General features: G+C 66.6%; 17 protein-coding genes. 16 read left to right on the plus strand and 1 reads right to left on the minus strand.

Annotated features, from left to right (window positions below; translation table 11 throughout):
• Positions 1-5 precede the first annotated feature (5 nt).
• The 11 genes from RBR52_RS06585 to RBR52_RS06635 all read left to right on the plus strand — a co-directional run bounded on the left by RBR52_RS06585 (position 6) and on the right by RBR52_RS06635 (position 10,399).
• A complete protein-coding gene (locus RBR52_RS06585) occupies positions 6-467 on the plus strand; it encodes a PTS fructose transporter subunit IIA (protein ID WP_320376403.1) in 462 nt (153 codons plus the stop codon).
• Positions 436-705, plus strand: a complete 270-nt coding sequence (locus tag RBR52_RS06590; protein ID WP_320376404.1) for an HPr family phosphocarrier protein — start codon at positions 436-438, stop codon at positions 703-705. Before RBR52_RS06585 ends, RBR52_RS06590 begins: the two co-directional genes overlap by 32 nt.
• 130 nt (positions 706-835) lie before the next feature.
• Positions 836-1,411 (plus strand): Spy/CpxP family protein refolding chaperone, encoded by a 576-nt coding sequence (locus RBR52_RS06595; RefSeq protein ID WP_320376405.1) that lies wholly within the window; start codon positions 836-838, stop codon positions 1,409-1,411.
• A gap of 75 nt (positions 1,412-1,486) precedes the next feature.
• Positions 1,487-2,233, plus strand: a complete 747-nt coding sequence (locus tag RBR52_RS06600) for a response regulator transcription factor (protein WP_320376406.1) — start codon at positions 1,487-1,489, stop codon at positions 2,231-2,233.
• 2 nt (positions 2,234-2,235) lie between these two features.
• A complete protein-coding gene (locus RBR52_RS06605) occupies positions 2,236-3,318 on the plus strand; it encodes a HAMP domain-containing sensor histidine kinase (protein WP_320376407.1) in 1,083 nt (360 codons plus the stop codon).
• Between the two features lie 204 nt (positions 3,319-3,522).
• Positions 3,523-4,401, plus strand: a complete 879-nt coding sequence (locus tag RBR52_RS06610) for an ABC transporter substrate-binding protein (protein WP_320376408.1) — start codon at positions 3,523-3,525, stop codon at positions 4,399-4,401.
• 208 nt (positions 4,402-4,609) lie between these two features.
• The gene (locus RBR52_RS06615; RefSeq protein ID WP_320376409.1) at positions 4,610-5,434 is read left to right on the plus strand and encodes an ABC transporter substrate-binding protein; all 825 of its coding nucleotides are present in this window, start codon (positions 4,610-4,612) and stop codon (positions 5,432-5,434) included.
• Between the two features lie 58 nt (positions 5,435-5,492).
• On the plus strand, positions 5,493-6,383 hold the full coding sequence (locus RBR52_RS06620) for an amino acid ABC transporter permease (protein ID WP_320376410.1): 891 nt from the start codon (positions 5,493-5,495) through the stop codon (positions 6,381-6,383).
• The gene (locus RBR52_RS06625; protein ID WP_320376411.1) at positions 6,380-7,144 is read left to right on the plus strand and encodes an amino acid ABC transporter ATP-binding protein; all 765 of its coding nucleotides are present in this window, start codon (positions 6,380-6,382) and stop codon (positions 7,142-7,144) included. The genes RBR52_RS06620 and RBR52_RS06625 overlap by 4 nt, the downstream gene beginning before the upstream one ends.
• A 77-nt stretch (positions 7,145-7,221) precedes the next feature.
• Positions 7,222-8,202 (plus strand): TAXI family TRAP transporter solute-binding subunit, encoded by a 981-nt coding sequence (locus RBR52_RS06630; RefSeq protein ID WP_320376412.1) that lies wholly within the window; start codon positions 7,222-7,224, stop codon positions 8,200-8,202.
• Between the two features lie 112 nt (positions 8,203-8,314).
• A complete protein-coding gene (locus tag RBR52_RS06635; protein WP_320376413.1) occupies positions 8,315-10,399 on the plus strand; it encodes a TRAP transporter permease in 2,085 nt (694 codons plus the stop codon).
• 85 nt (positions 10,400-10,484) lie between these two features.
• On the opposite strand, the gene RBR52_RS06640 is transcribed toward RBR52_RS06635, so the two are convergent.
• A complete protein-coding gene (locus tag RBR52_RS06640) occupies positions 10,485-10,973 on the minus strand; it encodes a GNAT family N-acetyltransferase (protein WP_320376508.1) in 489 nt (162 codons plus the stop codon).
• A gap of 96 nt (positions 10,974-11,069) precedes the next feature.
• Here RBR52_RS06640 and ptsP point away from each other — a divergent pair, with 96 nt between their 5' ends.
• The 5 genes from ptsP (at position 11,070) to RBR52_RS06665 (ending at position 17,557) form a co-directional block, all read left to right on the plus strand.
• Positions 11,070-12,821: a phosphoenolpyruvate--protein phosphotransferase gene (gene ptsP, locus RBR52_RS06645; RefSeq protein ID WP_320376414.1), complete on the plus strand. Its 1,752-nt coding sequence runs from the start codon at positions 11,070-11,072 to the stop codon at positions 12,819-12,821.
• A 62-nt stretch (positions 12,822-12,883) separates the two neighbouring features.
• Positions 12,884-14,434 (plus strand): M48 family metalloprotease, encoded by a 1,551-nt coding sequence (locus RBR52_RS06650; protein ID WP_320376415.1) that lies wholly within the window; start codon positions 12,884-12,886, stop codon positions 14,432-14,434.
• 51 nt (positions 14,435-14,485) lie between these two features.
• On the plus strand, positions 14,486-16,384 hold the full coding sequence (locus RBR52_RS06655) for a PglL family O-oligosaccharyltransferase (RefSeq protein ID WP_320376416.1): 1,899 nt from the start codon (positions 14,486-14,488) through the stop codon (positions 16,382-16,384).
• Positions 16,385-16,481: 97 nt separating this feature from the next.
• On the plus strand, positions 16,482-17,234 hold the full coding sequence (locus RBR52_RS06660) for an AzlC family ABC transporter permease (protein WP_320376417.1): 753 nt from the start codon (positions 16,482-16,484) through the stop codon (positions 17,232-17,234).
• Positions 17,231-17,557 (plus strand): AzlD domain-containing protein, encoded by a 327-nt coding sequence (locus RBR52_RS06665; protein WP_320376418.1) that lies wholly within the window; start codon positions 17,231-17,233, stop codon positions 17,555-17,557. Before RBR52_RS06660 ends, RBR52_RS06665 begins: the two co-directional genes overlap by 4 nt.
• Positions 17,558-17,613 lie beyond the last annotated feature (56 nt).

Consider the following 17,613-nt stretch of genomic DNA (forward strand, 5'->3'; position numbering starts at 1 on the left):
TCCCTATGCCAGGTCTGTTCATCGTCGCCCACGCCCCGCTCGCCGGCGCACTGAAGGAATGCGCCAGCCATGTGTATGCCGGGTGCCCGCAGAAATTGCTGGCCTTCGACGTCGCCCCTGATGCCCCTGTCGAAGACACGGCGCAGGCGGCGCTGCCCGCCTTGCGCCAGGCCGCAGCAGATGGCAGCGCCCTGGTGCTGGTCGATGTCTTCGGCGCCACGCCGAGCAATGTCGCGCAGCGTTTGGCCGAGCTGGCGGGAGATCTCAGGCTCAAGATCGTTGCCGGGGTCAATCTGCCGATGCTGCTGCGCTCGGTGTGCTATCAGGATGAATCGCTCGACGCTCTTGCCGCGCGTGCCACCGCTGGGGCGATTCAGGGCGTGATCCAGGTCTCGACGAGCGCCCCGCAACAACAGCCTCTGCGCAGCCCTTCCCATGCCGCAACGCCTCATTCAAGTCAGCAATAAGCTCGGTCTGCACGCGCGCGCGTCGGCCAAACTCACCAAACTCGCGGGACAGTTTCCCTGCGACATTTTCATTTCCAAGGGCGAGCGCCGCGTCAATGCCAAGAGCATCATGGGGGTGATGATGCTGGCTGCCGGCATGGGCTCCACCGTCAAGGTCGAAGCCGAGGGCGATCAGGCCGAGATCGCGCTCGACGCGGTGCAGGCGCTGTTCGACGACAAGTTCGGCGAAGGCGAATAAGGCAAGCACGTCGGCTTGCCCGGCAGCGTATCGCACCGGCACAGCTTTACCTATCTTTACCCTGGCGAGACCTGCGGGCAAACGCCGGCTCGCAAAATGGCTTCATCGTCACTTTCCTCCAAGGACTGCCATGAATCCTCAAACCTCTCGTGCTTCGACTTCCACCCACATCTCGCGCCTGCGCCGTGCCCTGGGCATGGTCGGCGCCGCAGTGGTCGTCGCCGTGGCCAGCCACGCCGCTCTGGCCAGTGCGCAAACCCCGTCGCCCGATGCCCCCATGCTGCGCGGCGGCATGGGCGGAAAAATGGGCCATTATGGCCCCGGTGAACGCGGCATCGAGCGCATGCTCTCGCAGGTCGACGTCAGCCCGGAACAGCGCGAGAAGATGCGCGCATTGCAAAAACAATCCTGGGAAAAGGCCCGCCCGGAAATGGAGCAGATGCGCGAGCTGATGCAGCAGCGCATGAAGCTGCTGGCCGCGCCGCAGATCGATCGCGGCGCCCTCGAAGCCCTGCGCGACAAGCAGATGGCCCTGGCCAACCAGCTCTCGCGCAACCGCACGCAGACCCAGTACGAGATGGCGCAAATCCTCTCCCCCGAGCAGCGTGCCAAGCTCTACACCCTGATGGAAAATCGGATGAAGCGCATGGAACATCGTCACGGCTCCGGCATGGGGCGCATGGGCGGCCCGGGCATGATGCAATAACCATCACCCAATAACCATCACCGCTGGATGCAGGCCGCTTCGCGGCCTGTGCCTTCTTCCCGAACGGGATGCCTCATGCCCCCGCAAACCCGCACCGTCCCCAGCCAGCTTCTGCTGGTCGAAGACGACCTCCGGCTGGCCCGGCAGGTCGGCGACTTCCTGCAAACCGCCGGCTGGCAGGTGACGCACGCGGCCAATGCCGCGCAGGCCGAAAGCCAGCTCAAGCCGCGACGCGGCGATGCTCCCGACTTCGACGCCCTGGTGCTCGACCTCATGCTTCCCGATGGCGATGGTCTGGACATCTGCCGCCGCCTGCGCACGCACAGCGACCTGCCCGTGCTCATGCTCACGGCGCGCGGCGATCCGTTCGACCGCGTGGTCGGTCTGGAGATCGGCGCCGACGACTACCTCACCAAGCCCTTCGAGCCGCGCGAACTGCTGGCACGGCTGCGCGCGATCACCCGCCGACGCGCGGGCAGTCTGGCGCCGCGCGATCCGCAGGCCGAACAGATCCTGCGCTTCGGCCGGCTGGAAATCGACCCTGCCGCCCGTCAGGCGCGCGTCGACGGCGAGGAACGCCCGATGACGGCCTATCAGTTCGATCTGCTGCAGGTGCTCGCGCGCCACCCGGGCCGGGTGCTGACGCGCGAGTTCCTGCTCGGCGCCGTCAAGGGCGAATCGCTCGAGGCCTTCGACCGCTCCATCGACGTGCACATCAGCCGCATCCGCGCCGCCATCGAAGACGATCCGCGCCACCCCCGCCGCATTCTCACCCTGCGCGGCGCGGGCTATGTGTTCACCAAGTCGCAGGACGGCCTCTGAACATGACCCGACCCGCGCCGCAGCCCGCCCTGCCCAAACAGGCCAGGCTCTGGAAGCGGCTGTGGATCGCGCTGATTCTGGCGCTGCTGGTGCAGGCGCTCGTCTCCGCTTTGGTGTTTCACTGGGTGTTCGAGATGGACCCGCAGCGGGCGCACATCCGGCGCGAAGTCTTCCGCGCCTTCATGCAGCAACATGACCTCAAACCGCACTCACCGTGGCGTCGTCTGCTGTTGTCGCCCTTCACCAGCGCCTTCGTCACCGCCATCCTGCTCAGCCTGGTGACCTATCCCATCATGCGGCGGCTGACCCGGCGGCTGGAGAACCTGCAGCAGGGCGTGCAGGCCTGGGGCGGGGGCGACCTGAGCGCGCGCCTGCCGGTGCAAGGGCGCGACGAAGTGGCCCAGCTCGCGCAGAGTTTCAACACCGCCGCTGGCCGCATCGAGTCGCTGATGCTCAGCCACAAGTCGCTGCTGGCCTATACCTCACACGAACTGCGCACCCCGCTCACGCGGCTGCGACTCAGTCTGGAAATGCTCTCCGCCCCGACGACCGCGGTCGCGCGCGAGGCCGCTGTGCGTGCGGCCAAACGCGATCTCGCCGAGCTCGACGCGCTGATCGACGACATCCTGCTTTCCAGCCGGCTCGATGCCGCCTCGGGACAAACCCTGCAGCTCGAAGAACTGGACCTGCTGGCCCTTGTAGCCGAAGAAGCCGCGCGTTTCGACGTGGAAGTGCACGGCGACTGGATCACCCTGCAGGGCGACGAGCGCCTGCTGCGCCGCGCGGTGCGCAATCTGCTCGACAACGTCCAGCGACACGCGCCGGGTGCCGCGCCGCAAGTCAGCCTGACCGCGGTGCAGGGCGGGGGCATCATCCGCGTCTGCGACCGGGGGCCGGGCATTCCCCCCGCCGATGCACAGCGCATTTTCGAGCCCTTCGAACGCCTGTCCGGGCGCGGCGATGGCAACGGGCTGGGTCTGGCCCTGGTGCGCCGCATCGCCCGCCAGCATGGCGGCGATGCCCGCTGCCTGCCCCGCCCCGGCGGCGGCGCCTGCTTCGAAATCTGGCTCGGACGCAAGCCGTGAGCGTCGCGCAGACGCGGAATTTGCTAGGACTATCCGGCTGATCGCTGCCGGCGCGCCTGCGGTTTTGACTACCATGCTTGCCGGACGCGCAGGGTCGGGACGACCCAGGGTCGAACCGTTGCACTTTGATGATGTCCCGGCTAGCCTTTGCTCGCTGTCGAACAGCAAAACAACGATCGCACTTCACGTTTCAAGGAAAACATCATGACGTTCACACTTCGCAAGCTCGCATCACCGCGCCGCCTCGTGACACGCACGGCCGCCCTGACAGCAACCGCTGCGCTTTGCGCGGCCTTCTGCGCCAGCGCTTCTGCGGCCACCATCGCCCTGCCGCAGAAATACAAGGAACAGGGGCATCTGACCATCGCCGCCGATGCCACCTATGCGCCGATGGAATTCATCGCCAAGGACGGCAAGACCGTCGTCGGCGCCGACGTCGATCTGGGCAAGGCCATCGCCAAAAAGCTCGGCGTGAAGGCCGATTTCGTCAATGCCAGTTTCGACAGCATCATTCCCGCGCTGCAATCGGGCAAGTACGACATGAGCCTGTCGTCGTTCACCATCACCAAACAGCGCGAAGAAGTGGTCGATTTCGTCAGCTATATGACGGCGGGCACCTCGTTTTACGTCAAGGCCAAGGGCGGCCCCAAGGTCAACGGCCTGGCCGATCTGTGCGGCATGTCGGTGGCCGTCGAGAAGGGTACGGTGCAGGCCGATGACGCCGCCAGGCAGAGCAAGGAATGCGTGGCCGCGGGCAAGAAGGCCATCAACATTTCGGTCTTCCCCGACCAGAACGGCGCCAACCTCGCCATCGCCAGCGGCCGCGCGCAAGTGGGCATGGCCGACTCGCCGGTGGCGGCCTGGATCGTCGAAGAATCGCACGGCCAGTTCAAGCTGACCGGTCATCCCTACAACTCGGCGCCCTACGGCATCGCCATGCCGAAGAACAGCGGCCTGGCCGAGCCGGTGCTGCAGGCTCTCAAGGAAGTGATCGCCAGCGGCGAATACGCCAAGATCCTGCACAAATGGGGCATCACCGAGGGCGCCATCAAGAACCCCGCCATCAATCCGGCGGTGGAGTAATCCCGCAGCCATCACCCTTTTTTGCAGCGTCGTGCAGGGCACGAATCGGCATCAGTGCCCTGCGCCCGTATGCCGCACAGCCGCACCTGCCGCAGGACAGGCCTGAAAAGCGATATCTGCCTGCCCTGCATCTTTCTCCCGATCTATCCGTCCGAGGTAGTGAATGATGTTTTCTGCTCTCCGAGGCCTGGCCTCGCTCCGCCGGGGCTTGACTGCCCTTGGTTTGATCGCACTGGGCACGGCCCTGGCCTCTTCGGCTGCGGCTGCCCCCATCGCCCTGCCCGCCAAGTACAAACAGCAGGGCGAATTGACCTTTGCCTTCAACGCCGCCTACGCGCCCATGGAATTCATCGCCAAGGACGGCCGGACCATGATCGGACTCGACATCGATCTGGCCAACGCCATTGCCAAAAAACTCGGGGTCAAGGCCAGATTTGTTCAAGCCGGCTTTGACACCATCATCCCGGGGCTGCAGTCGGGCAAGTACGACTTGAGCATGTCGTCTTTCACCATTACCAAAAAGCGTGAGGAGGTGATGGATTTCGTCAGCTACTTCACTGCCGGAACTTCCTTTTACGTCAAGGCCAAGGGCGGCCCCGCAGTGGCCTCGTTGGGGGATTTGTGCGGTCTGAGCGTGGCGGTGACCAAGGGCACGATTCAATCCGAGGACGCGACCCGGCAGAGCCACGCATGCAAGGCCGCGGGCAAGAAGGGCGTGGACCTGCAGTTCTATCCCGACCAAAACGCCGCCAGCCTGGCCATGGCCAGCGGCCGCGCGCAAGTGTGCATGGCCGACTCGCCCGTGGCGGCGTGGATCGTCAAGGAATCGCGCGGGAAGTTCAAACTCTCCGGCACGCCCTATGACTCCGCGCCTTATGGCATCGTCATTCCCAAGAACAGCGGTCTGACCGAGCCGGTGCTGCTGGCGGTCAAAGCGATCATGGCCGATGGCGAGTACACCCGAATCCTGAAAAAGTGGGGTGCAGATCAGGGGGCGATCACCACGCCTGAAATCAACCCTGTCGTGCAGTAAGTGAAATTCCCCCGCTGTTGCCACGCGCCGCAGCGGGTGGCCTGATCGGTTCCATTCCATGCGACCTGACGACATCCAAGCCATCCCGGCCCGACATCCCGGCCGATGGATTGCCGCTGCCGCCGTTTTTGTGCTGCTAATCGCCACGGCCTACTCCCTCACCACCAACCCGCGCTTCGAATGGTCGGTGGTCGGTGAATACTTCTTCTCCGTGCGCATCCTGCACGGCCTGCTGCTGACCCTCGAACTCACCGTGATTTCGATGGCGATCGGCGTGGTGCTGGGCGTGCTGCTGGCGGTGATGCGACTGTCGCACAACCCGCTGGTTTCCGGCGCGAGCTGGTTCTATATCTGGCTGTTTCGCGGCACCCCGGTGCTGGTGCAGATTCTGTTCTGGTTCAACATCACCGCGCTGTACCCGAATATCGGCATCGGCGCCTTTAGCTTCGATGCCAACAACCTCATCACCCCCTTCGTCGCCGCCATCCTGGCGCTGGGCCTCAACGAAGGCGCGTACATGGCCGAGATCGTGCGCGCGGGGATTCTGTCGGTGGACGAGGGGCAGAGCGAAGCCGGAGCCGCGCTGGGCATGTCGCGGCTGCAGATCATGCGGCGCGTGGTACTGCCGCAGGCCATGCGGGTCATCGTGCCGCCGACGGGCAACGAGGCGATCTCGATGCTCAAGACCACTTCGCTGGTCAGCGTCATCGCGGTGAGCGATCTGCTGTATTCGGCGCAGCTCATCTACTCGGTGAATTACCGCACCATTCCGCTGCTGCTGGTGGCGAGCATCTGGTATTTGCTGGTCACCACGCTGCTGTCGATCGGGCAGTTCTACATCGAGCGCCACTTCGGGCGCAGCGCCACCCGCGGCGCCCAGCCCACCCCCTTGCAACGCCTGCTCGATCGGTTCATGTCCGCTCGCACCTCGACAAGGCCAAACCTATGAGCGACATCATGGTCCAGGCCGAAGGCGTACACAAGCGCTTCGGCAATATCGAAGTGCTCAAGGGCGTTTCGATGCAAGTCGCCCGCGGCGAAGTGGTCTGTCTGCTGGGCGCTTCCGGCTCGGGCAAATCGACCTTTCTGCGCTGCATCAACCATCTGGAAAAGATCGACGCCGGTCGCCTGCTGGTCGATGGCCAGTTGGTCGGCTACCGTCAGGTGGGCGAGCGGCTGCACGAGCTGCACGACCGCGACATCTGCCGCCATCGCGCCGAGGTCGGCATGGTGTTTCAGCGCTTCAATCTGTTCGGCCACATGACGGCGCTGCAAAACATCATCGAAGCGCCCGTACTGGTGCGCAAGATGCCCAAGGCGCAGGCGACCCTGCGCGCCCGCGAACTGCTCGCCCGCGTCGGTCTGGCCGATCGCGGCGACGCCTATCCCAACCAGCTCTCGGGCGGGCAACAGCAGCGCGTGGCCATCGCCCGCGCGCTGGCCATGAGCCCAAAGCTGATGCTGTTCGACGAGCCCACCTCCGCGCTCGATCCCGAGCTGGTCGGCGAAGTGCTCGACGTCATGAAGTCGCTGGCGCGCGAGGGCATGACCATGGTGGTCGTCACCCACGAAATGGGCTTCGCCCGCGAAGTCGCAGACCGCGTGGTGATGATGCACCAGGGGAGAATCATCGAATCGGCGCCGCCCGAGCAGTTTTTCGGTGCGCCGCAGCACGAACGCACCCGGCAGTTCCTGTCCAAGATTCTTTGAGGTTTGCCCTGTTGCATTCGGGCCGCGAAGCATTAGCATCGTTTCCGCTTGTAACAACACCACCACGGAGACCGATCATGACTCGCAACCTCGCTTCCCCCACGCGCCGCCGCGTTCTTGCGCTCGCAGGGGGCGCCGCCCTGCTCTCCCCCTTGGCCCTGCGCCCTGCATTTGCTGCGGAGTACCTCACCATCGCCACCGGCGGCACCAGTGGCGTGTATTACCCGCTGGGGGTGGCGCTGTCTCAGATCTTCACCAAGGCCATCCCGGCTGCAAAGAGCTCGGTGCAGGCCACGAAGGGCTCGGTGGAAAACCTCAATCTGCTCCAGGCCGGGCGCGCCGAACTCGGCTTCTCGCTGGGCGATGCACTGTCCGACGCCTGGAAGGGCGAGGCCGACGCCGGTTTCAAGGCGCCGCTGAAAAAACTGCGCACCCTGGCGGCGATCTATTCCAACTATGTGCAGATCGTGGCGCGAGCCGACTCCGGGATCAAGACCCTGGCCGACCTCAAGGGCAAGAGCATCTCCGTCGGCGCGCCCAAGAGCGGCACCGAACTCAACGCCCGCGCCCTGTTCAAGGCCGCCGGGCTGAGCTACAAGGACTTTTCCAAGGTCGAATACCTGCCTTTCGGCGAGTCGGTGGAACTGATGAAGAACCGCCAACTCGACGCCACGCTGCAATCGGCCGGGCTGGGCGTGGCTTCGCTGCGCGATCTGGCCGTCTCGCAGAAGATCGTGGTGGTGCCGGTGCCTGCGGACATCATCGCCAAGGTGGGCGATCCGGCGTATCAAAGCGGCCTCATTCCTGCCAACACCTACGAGGGCCAGACCGATGCGGTGCCGACGGCACGCATCCAGAACTTTCTGGTCACGCGCGAGGGGCTGAGCGAGGATTTGGTCTATCAGATGACCAAGGCGATGTTCACCCACCTGCCCGAGCTCGTGGCCGCGCACGCCGCGGCCAAGGGCATCAGCCTCAAGGATGCGCCGCTGAATTCCCCCGTGCCGTTGCATCCGGGCGCCGCCAGGTACTACCGCGAAGTCGGCGTGCTGACGTAGGCGAGCCCGCCAAATCCGCAACGCCCCGGCCCGCCGAGCGCGGGCCGATTTGCACCTGCATTCCTTGCCGCGGTGCCCACGAGGCCGCCGCCGCATCTCTCGGACTCGAAACATGAGCGCCACCGCCGACGATCTGATCCACACCTCCTCCGAGCCGCACGCCGACAGCGGCCACCAGCGCAGCCTCTCCGGCCTCGCTCAGCAACTCGTCATGGCCGCGGCGCTGGCGTTTTCGGCCTACCAGCTCGTGGTGGCCGCCTTCCACCCGCTGTCGAGTCTGGTGATGCGCTCGCTGCACGTGGGTTTTCTGATGTTGCTGGTGTTCTGGGTCGTTCCCGCGCTCAAGCGGCGGAGCTGGATGCACCGCATTCCGTGGTTCGACTGGCTGCTGGGCGCTGCGGCCTTCGGGCTCGGGCTGTATCACTGGGCCTTCGAAGCCGACCTGATCCAGCGCAGCGGCGATCCGACGCTGGCCGATCTGTGGGTCGGCGCTGCAGTCGTCGCGCTGCTGTTCGAAGCGGCCCGGCGCAGCTTGGGGCTGGCGCTGCCGCTGGTCTGCGCCGCCTTTCTGCTCTACGGCCTGTTCGGCCAGTACCTGCCCGACGCCATCAGCCACCGCGGCTACGGCCTGGACCAGATCATCGGCCAGCTCTATCTCGGCACCGAGGGCATCTACGGCATTCCCACGCTGGTGTCTGCGACCTATATCTTTCTGTTCATTCTGTTCGGCGCGTTTCTGGAGCATGCCGGGATGATCCGGCTGTTCAACGCGCTGGCGCTCGGCCTGGTGGGCAAGGCACGCGGCGGGCCGGCCAAGGTGGCCGTCATCTCTTCCGGACTGATGGGCACCATCTCCGGCTCGGGCGTGGCCAATGTGCTCACCGTGGGGCAGTTCACCATTCCGCTGATGAAGCGCTTCGGCTACTCGTCGGTATTCGCCGGGGCGGTGGAAGCCACGGCCAGCATGGGCGGGCAGATCATGCCGCCGGTCATGGGCGCGGTGGCCTTCATCATGGCCGAAACCCTCAACGTGCCGTATGCCGACATCGTCAAGGCGGCCGTCATCCCGGCCGCGTTGTATTACCTCACCGCGTTCTGGATGGTGCATCTGGAGGCGGGGCGCAAGAAATTGCTCGGCCTGCCCGCCGACCAGATTCCCAATCCATTGCAGGCGCTGAAGGAGAACTGGCATCTGGCGCTGCCGCTGGCGGCGCTGGTGTGGATGCTGTTTCACGGCTTCACCCCGATGTTCGCCGGGATGATGGGGCTGTCGCTCACCGCCATTCTGCTGCTGGGTGCGGCCATTGCCGCGCGCATCTCGCATACGGCATTCCGCATGGTGTTCTGGTTCGCCTGCGGTCTGGGCGCTGCCGCGTTTGTGCAGTTCGGCATCCTGCCGGTGCTGGGGGTGATTGCAGCGCTGGTCGCCGTCAATCTGGCAATCCAGGGTGGGCGCCAGACGCTGCGCGTGTTGCGTGACAGCCTGATCGACGGCGCGCGCCAGGCGCTGCCGGTGGGGATTGCATGCGCCATCGTCGGCGTGATCGTCGGCGTGCTGACGCTCACCGGCGCGGCCACGAGCTTTGCCGGGTTCATCGTGGACATCGGCGCGCACAGCCTGCTGCTGTCGCTGCTGCTCACCATGCTGGTCTGTCTGGTGCTGGGCATGGGCATTCCGACCATTCCGAACTACATCATCACCAGTTCGATCGCGGCCCCCGCGCTGCTCAAGCTGGGCGTGCCGCTGATCGTCAGCCATATGTTCGTGTTCTATTTCGGCATCATGGCCGACCTCACGCCGCCGGTGGCGCTGGCCGCATTCGCCGCCGCGTCGGTGGCCAAGGCCTCGCCGATGCGCATCGGCTTCAAGGCCACGCAGATCGCGCTGGCGGGTTTCGTCGTGCCGTATATGGCGGTGTACGACCCGCAACTCATGCTGCAGGGCAACTGGACCTGGCCGGGCGTGGCCTATGTGACGGCCAAGGCCATTCTGGCCATTGTGTTGTGGGGCGGGGTGGCCGTGGGCTATCTGCGAGGATCGATGTCGGTGCCCGAGCGCCTGCTGGCGTTCGCCGCCGCCGCCTTGCTGATCATGGCGCTGCCGATGACCGATGAAATCGGCTTTGCCCTGGCCGCGATCGTGCTGCTCTGGCATGGTCTGCGCACGCGCGGGCAGCCTGCTGGCGTCGCGTTCTGAGCGCCCCCAGGGCCGGGCTGCGCCCAGCCCGCCCCCCGTGGGGGACAAGAAAACTTGGGGCGGCCCGGCGTTTTCTTGAGACCGTTCACAGCACCTTCTGCCAGAACTGCGCGCGGCCGAATGCCGGGTCGAGGGCGTAGGTCTCGAAGCCGAAGCGGCGATAGCTGGCGATGGCGGCAGCATTGCCGTCGAGCACTTCCAGCGTGAGCTTGCCGCAGCCGCGCGCCCGGGCTTCGGCTTCCACGCGCTGCAGCAGGCGGCGCGACAGGCCCTGGCCGCGGTAATCGGGCTCGACGTACACGTCGTGCACATTCATCAGCGGTCGCGCCATGAAGGTGGAGAATCCTTCGAAGCAGTTGATCAGCGCCACCGGCCGCGCGCCGTCATGGGCCATCACGCCGAAGTAGTCGGCGCGCTCACGCAGGCGCGCGGCGAGCACAGACTTGACCTCATCGGCCAGATCCTCTCCTCCGCCCATCGGATCGCGGGCGTAGCGCGAAATCAGCTCGGTCACGGCCTGAGCATGCTCTGGGCGAAACAGATCGACATCGGCAAGGGTGATCACGCTGCGCATCTCCAATGAAAACGAGGCGCCTTCGAGACGCCCCATGTTGGCATGAATGGTAGCGTGAAGCGGGACGGACTTATTTCTCCCCATTACCATCGCCACATGGCTCTTCAACTGTTCGGCATTCCCGTTTCCCGCGGCATGGCCATCGGCCGTGCGGTCATCCTCGCCTCGGCGCGGCTGGATGTGGCGCACTATTTCATCGATCCGGGCACAGAGGATGCGGAGATCGAGCGCCTGCGCAGCGCGCGCCGTGCCGTGCGCGCCGAGCTCGACGCGCTCAAGGCCGATCTGCCGCCCGACGCTCCCAGCGAAATGGCCGCTTTCATCGACGTGCACAAAATGCTGCTCGACGACCGGCAGATGGCCATGGACACCATCGCCTGGATACGCGAACGCCGCTACAACGCGGAGTGGGCGCTCACCGCGCAGCTCGACGTCATTTCGCGCAACTTCGAGGAAATGGACGACGCCTATCTGCGCGAGCGCATCGCCGACGTCGAGCAGGTGGTCGAGCGCGTGCTGCGCGCGCTGCGCGGCAGCGCCGGGCTGGCCCGCTCGGCCAGCGGCGACGGCGATCTGGTGCTCATCGCCCACGACATCGCCCCGGCGGACATGCTGCAGTTCAAGACCGGGGTGTTCCGCGGTTTCGTCACCGATGTGGGCGGCAAGACTTCGCACACGGCCATCGTCGCCCGCAGCCTGGACATTCCCGCGGTGGTAGGCGCGCGCTCGGCGGGCAGCCTGATTCGGCAGGACGACCTGGTCATCATCGACGGCGACAGCGGTCTGCTCATCGTCGACCCGTCTCCCGTCATCCTCGAAGACTACCGCCTGCGCCAGCAGGAGTCGCAGCTCGCCCGCGAACGGCTCAAGCGCCTGAAGTTCACCCCGGCGCGCACCCTCGATGGCGAGCCGGTCGAGCTGCTGGCCAATATCGAGCAGCCGGAAGACTGCGCCGCCGCGCTCGAAGCGGGTGCTGCGGGCGTGGGCCTGTTCCGCACCGAATTCCTGTTCATGAACCGCGGCGGCCATCTGCCCGGAGAGGACGAGCAGTACGCCGCCTACAGCCGGGTGCTGCAGGCCATGCAGGGCAAGCCGGTCACCATACGCACCATCGACATCGGTTCGGACAAGCCCCTCGACGCGCAGGACTATCGCGACGGCGAGTTCACCCACCTCAACCCGGCGCTGGGACTGCGCGCCATTCGCTACAGCCTGTCCGACCCGGCGATGTTCCGCGGGCAGTTGCGCGCCTTGCTGCGCGCTGCCGCACTCGGGCCGCTGAAAATCCTCATTCCGATGGTGGCGCACGCCAGCGAAATCCGCCAGACCTTCGCCGAGCTCGACAAGGCCCGCGCCGAGCTCAAGGCCAAGGGCCTGGCCTTCGGCCCGGTGGAGGTCGGCGCGATGATCGAAGTGCCGGGCGCGGCGCTGGCCTTGCCGCTGTTCCTGCGGCATTTCGACTTTCTCTCCGTCGGCACGAACGACCTGGTGCAATACACCCTGGCGATCGACCGGGCCGACGAGAGCGTCTCCAACCTCTACGACCCGCTGCACCCCGCTGTGCTCAACCTGCTGGCGCAGATCATCACCCAGACCCGCGCCGCTGCCGCGTGGAAAGGTCGCCCGGTGGACGTGAGCGTGTGCGGCGAGATGGCAGGCGATCCGGCCATGACCCGGCTGCTGCTCGGCATGGGGCTGCGCAGCTTTTCCATGCACCCCGCGCAGATCCTCGCGGTCAAGCAGGAAGTGCTGCGCGCAGACACCGGCAAGCTCGCGCCGCTGGTGCAGGCGGTGCTGTCGAGCTTCGAGCCCGAAGAGCAGCAGGCGGCGCTCGCGGCGCTGGGCTGAACCGGCGGGAACCTGTTGGCCCAGGGCCAGTCTTCCTCTGCAGACTCTGTCCGATCTGCCCCGTGCGCTTCGCCTTGCCTTACTTCCGCCCACGCCGCGTCGCCGGTCAGACCGCCGTCTGCCTGCTGACCCTGGCATTGTGCGCCACGCCGGTCTGGGCGCAGGTCGCCGACGACCGCGCCCCCGGCCTCGCCAGCAGCCTGCCGACGCTGGGCGATCCGGCGCAGGGCGCCCTGTCCTCGGCACAGGAAAAGCGCCTGGGCGAGATCATCATGCGCGAAATGCGGCAGGAACCCGACTATCTGCACGACAGTCTGCTGCGCGACTATCTCCAGACCATCGTCGACCGCCTCACCCCGGCGGCGCGGCGCACCGCCGAAATCGAGGCGCCCAAGCGCTTCCATGTGTTCTTGCTGCGCGACCGCAGCTTCAACGCCTTCGCCCTGCCCGGCGGCTGGATCGGGGTGCACACCGGGCTGATCATCGACGCGCAGTCGCACGACCAGATCGCGGCCGTGTTCGCCCATGAAATGTCGCACATCACCCAGCGGCACATCGCCCAGCGGCTGGCGCAGATGGGCCGCGACAAACTGCTGAGCATCGGCTCGCTGCTGCTGGCCGTCGCCGCCGCCAGCGCGGGGCAGGACCAGGCCGCGCAGGGCCTGGCGCTGGGCGGACAGGCCGCGGCGATCGACAACGCGCTGCGCTTTTCGCGCAGCAACGAGCGCGACGCCGACCGCACCGGCGAGGAAGTGCTGGCGGAATCGGGCTATCCGCCGCAGGCCATGGCCAGCATGCTGCTGCGGCTGCAAAGCCTCTCCCGGCTGGACGACTCCGACGTACTGGCTTTTTTGCAGACGCACCCGCTGACCAGCGAGCGCATCGCCGACGCCCAGGCGCGCGGCGGCAACCAGCCGCTGCCGCCCGACCACGACCTGATGTTCTGGCTCATGCACGCCCGCGCCCGCGCCCTCACCCCGACGACGGCTGATGCCATGCGGCGCGAGCAACAGCGCTTGCGCGCCGACAAGGCCGCCTTCCCTGCGCAACAGGCCGCCGACGCCTACGGCCAGGCCGTGCTGCTGCAACGACTGGGGCGTTTCGATGACAGCGCGCAGGCACTCGCCCGCGCGCAGGCCGCGGCCGGCGATGCGCCGGCGGCCGAGCGTCTGCCGCTCGATCTGCTGCGCATCGAACTGCTGTTGCGGCACCAGCCCGCGCAGGCGGCCGATGCGGCACGCGCGCTTTACGCCCGGTTTGCGCAATCCGCCACGCGGCATCTGCTGGCGCGCTGCCTGCTGGCCCTGCCCGACAAAACGCAGGCGCGCGACTTTCTGCGCCTGCAAACGGTGGAGCATCCGCAGGACATCGTGCTGTGGCAAGACCTGGCGCGCGCGCAGTCTGCCCTGGGCGCATTCGCCGCGCAACACCGCGCCACCGCCGAGGCCTACGCCCTGCAAGGCAAGACCGAGGCCGCGATCGAACAACTGCGCATCGCGCAGCGCACGCCGGGGGCGGATTATTTCGAGGCGTCGATCATCGCAGCCCGTCTGCGCGACCTCGAACGGGCGCACGCGCAGCAAAAGCAGATCGACAAGACGCTGCCGCAGTGAACCCGCGGCGGGAGAATCGGTCGAACCCGACGCGCACGGATAATGCGCCCCATGGCTTTGTCTTCTCCCGCCCCAACCTCTGAGTCTGAGCGTTTCGCGTTCGCGTCATCGCTCGCCCTCGGCCTGCTCGGGCTGGCCATGTCGCTGCCGTTGATCTGGCCTTTCGATCCGGGCGTGGTGGCCAAGATGGGCACCACGCTGGTCGCCGCCGCGCTCTGGGCCGCGGTGTTTTTCGCCGCCGCGTGGAGCGGATTGACGCCGCGCTTCGGTCTGGCTGCGCTCGGCTTTGCCGTGGCCGCCGCCGTGGTCGGCCTGCAGACGCTCAGCGGGCAGCTCGCCTACCCCAGCCAGGGCGTCATCACCGTGGCGGTGTTGCTCAGCGCCGCACTGGTCGCCGGGCTGGGCAACGCCGCCGTGAGCATGCGCAGCAGCCGCAGCGCTGATGCGGGCGAACACCCCTGGCTCGACGCGGCCGCGGCGGGACTGCTGCTGCAAGGGCTGATCCAGGTCACGTTCGGGCTGGTGCAGTTCGCCCTCTGGCAGATGCCGTCGCTGGCCTCCTGGCTGGCGGCGCATGCGCCGATGTACACCGACCTCGTCAGCTATCCCTCGACCGGCAGGGTGTTCGGCAATCTGCGCCAACCCAACCATTACGCCACCGCCGTCGCCCTCGGGCTGGCCGGGCTGGCGTGGTGGGCGCCGCGGTTGCGCGTGACCGCGGTCTGGGCCGCCGTCGTCGGCATGAGCTGGGCGCTGGTGGTCTGCGGTTCGCGCACCGGCATGGTGCAGGCGGTCGTCGCCGCCGTGCTGGTGCTGATCGCGGTACGCGGTGCCTGGCGCGACCCGCGGTGGGCGGCGCTGGTGGCGGTGCCGGTGCTGTATGCGCTGTGGTGGCTGGCGCTGCGCGAAGCCGATGACCTCGGCTGGATCAGCTTTCTCGATGCGGTGACGCGCCAGCTCGATCAACCCGTCAACGCGCGCGCGCTGATCTGGCGCAATGCCTGGCAGGTGTTCGAGCATCTGCCCTGGTTCGGTGCGGGCTGGGGGCAGCTTGGCTGGGGCTTGCAGCACGCGGCCATCCATCACGCCCTGCACCCGCTGCCGCTGGACAATATCGACAACGCGCACGATCTCATCCTGCAACTGCTGGCCGAGACCGGACTTGCCGGCGCCCTGCCGATTGGTCTCGTCGCCCTGGCCTGGCTGTGGCGCTCGGCCCGGGGCTGGATGCAACGGGGCCGCGCCGCACCGAACGAGACTGCGCCCATGGCGCTTGCCGCCTGGATGGGCGTGGCCTTTCTGGGCCTGCACAGTCTGGTCGAGTATCCCCTGTGGTATCTCTATTTCCTCTGGGTGTTCGCCTTTCTGTCGGGCTGGATGGACGGGATCGGTCGCGACGACAAGGCCCCGTCCGCCTCGTCGACCCGATCCGCCCTGTCATTGCCCCGCCCCGCGGCCCTCGCCATGGGAACTCTGGCGCTTGCGCTGGTCGCCAAGGCGGGCTTTGATTACCACCTCACCAACACGGCGTACTCGGCCGATCGCGCCGCGGCCCGTGCGGCCATCCGGCAGGCGCAGCGCAGCGACCTGTTCTTTCGCCCCTTGATCGGCTTTGCCGTGGCCAGCAATCTTCAGGTGCGCGCCGCCGACTCGCAGGCCGAACTGCTGCGCGAGATGGCCGAGATCGACCGGGTCAGCCATGCCTATGGCGACCCCAACCTGCTGATCCGCCGCATCCTGCTGCTCAGCCGACTCGGCCATGCACAGCAGGCGCTGGCGCTGGCGCGCTACACCGCCAGCTCGTTCTGGCTGTACGCCCCCGGACTGGCCAGGCAGTTTCCGGCGCAAGCGGCGCAAGCCGGTCTATCCCCCGCACAGACCGCCCCCTTGCTCGAAGCGCTGAAGCAGGCCCCGGTGCTGCGGCGGGTGGTGGTTCCAGTCCATCATTGATCCGATGTTGTGCATGATTTGTCACAAAGATCATCGCTGCGCTTGCCGGGGTCTTTTGATGCGGCGCAAAATATCTTTTTAGTCCCACGGATTTCCCATGCCCGCCCTCGCCCGCGTTCAGTCACTGTTGAACCAGCCCGCCTTTCGAGAGGGTGCGCACGACATGCGGGCCGTTTCCTTGGGCATCGCCGCCTGGGGACTGGTCACGGGTGTGGCCATGGTCAAGTCGGGTCTGAGCCTGCAACTGGCGCTGGCCATCAGCCTGTTCGTGTTTGCCGGCAGTGCGCAGCTCGCCGTTCTGCCGCTGATCGCAGCGGGCGCGCCGCTGTGGCTGATTCTGGGCACCGCCTTTTGCGTCAACCTGCGTTTTGTCGTGTTCAGCGCGCAAATGCGGCCCTACTTCGAGCAGGTGCCCCGTTTGCGCCGGCTGGTCTATGGCTACCTGATCGGCGACCTGAACCAGGTGCTGATGATCCGGCGCCACCCCCACCCCACGGGCGACCCGCAGCAGGTGCATTACTTCCTCGGCGTGTCGCTGACCAACTGGGTCGCCTGGCAGATTCCCTCTCTGCTGGGCATCGTATTGGCGCAATACATTCCGGGCGGTTGGGGGCTGGCGTTTGCCGGCACGCTGGCGCTGCTGGGCATCGTGCTCTCGCTGCTGGCGGACCGCACCATCGCCGCGGTGATCGTCGTCGCCTCGGCACTGAGTGCGCTGCTGTTCTGGCTGCCGCTGCGGCTCAATCTGGTGGCGGCCATCATCGGCGCGCTGATCGTGGGCATGGCGTGGGATGCCTGGAGCAGCCGCCAGCACACCGCAGGCGTCGTGCTGGGCGGCACCAAACCATGACCCTGTTCCAGCAGATCGCCCTCGTGGTCGGCATGACCGCCGTGACGGTGCTGAGCCGCAACCTGTTCTTGCTGTCGCGCAAGGCCATGCCCTTGCCTGCGCGCGTCAGGGTGGCCCTGCGGTTCGCCCCGGCCGCCGCGCTGGCCGCGGTCGTGGCACCGGAGCTGTTTCTGCTCACCCCACTCGGTCCACCCTGGGTGAAACTGGGCGCCGCGGTGATCGCGGCGGGTTATTTTTTCGCGCGGCGTGGCATATTGGGCACCATACTCAGCGGCATGGTCGCTTATTGGGCCTTGAGCTGGATCAGCCGTATTTCGATTTAGTACAGCGGCTGGCGATTTCCAAGCGCGTCAGCCGAATACGCGACAACGCGGTTCGC

The sequence above is a fragment of the Thiomonas sp. genome, from assembly GCF_034007205.1.
Taxonomy (GTDB): domain Bacteria; phylum Pseudomonadota; class Gammaproteobacteria; order Burkholderiales; family Burkholderiaceae_C; genus Thiomonas.

Excerpts from the sequence above, each read along its gene's own strand:
- RBR52_RS06590 (WP_320376404.1), top strand. The coding sequence starts at position 436 with ATGCCGCAACGCCTCATTCAAGTCAGCAATAAGCTCGGTCTGCACGCG.
- RBR52_RS06640 (WP_320376508.1), bottom strand. The coding sequence starts at position 10,973 with ATGCGCAGCGTGATCACCCTTGCCGATGTCGATCTGTTTCGCCCAGAG.
- RBR52_RS06655 (WP_320376416.1), top strand. The coding sequence starts at position 14,486 with ATGGCTTTGTCTTCTCCCGCCCCAACCTCTGAGTCTGAGCGTTTCGCG.
- RBR52_RS06625 (WP_320376411.1), top strand. The coding sequence starts at position 6,380 with ATGAGCGACATCATGGTCCAGGCCGAAGGCGTACACAAGCGCTTCGGC.
- RBR52_RS06620 (WP_320376410.1), top strand. The coding sequence starts at position 5,493 with ATGCGACCTGACGACATCCAAGCCATCCCGGCCCGACATCCCGGCCGA.
- RBR52_RS06665 (WP_320376418.1), top strand. The coding sequence starts at position 17,231 with ATGACCCTGTTCCAGCAGATCGCCCTCGTGGTCGGCATGACCGCCGTG.
- RBR52_RS06585 (WP_320376403.1), top strand. The coding sequence starts at position 6 with ATGCCAGGTCTGTTCATCGTCGCCCACGCCCCGCTCGCCGGCGCACTG.
- RBR52_RS06610 (WP_320376408.1), top strand. The coding sequence starts at position 3,523 with ATGACGTTCACACTTCGCAAGCTCGCATCACCGCGCCGCCTCGTGACA.
- RBR52_RS06605 (WP_320376407.1), top strand. The coding sequence starts at position 2,236 with ATGACCCGACCCGCGCCGCAGCCCGCCCTGCCCAAACAGGCCAGGCTC.
- RBR52_RS06600 (WP_320376406.1), top strand. The coding sequence starts at position 1,487 with ATGCCCCCGCAAACCCGCACCGTCCCCAGCCAGCTTCTGCTGGTCGAA.
- RBR52_RS06660 (WP_320376417.1), top strand. The coding sequence starts at position 16,482 with ATGCCCGCCCTCGCCCGCGTTCAGTCACTGTTGAACCAGCCCGCCTTT.
- ptsP (WP_320376414.1), top strand. The coding sequence starts at position 11,070 with ATGGCTCTTCAACTGTTCGGCATTCCCGTTTCCCGCGGCATGGCCATC.
- RBR52_RS06595 (WP_320376405.1), top strand. The coding sequence starts at position 836 with ATGAATCCTCAAACCTCTCGTGCTTCGACTTCCACCCACATCTCGCGC.
- RBR52_RS06630 (WP_320376412.1), top strand. The coding sequence starts at position 7,222 with ATGACTCGCAACCTCGCTTCCCCCACGCGCCGCCGCGTTCTTGCGCTC.
- RBR52_RS06635 (WP_320376413.1), top strand. The coding sequence starts at position 8,315 with ATGAGCGCCACCGCCGACGATCTGATCCACACCTCCTCCGAGCCGCAC.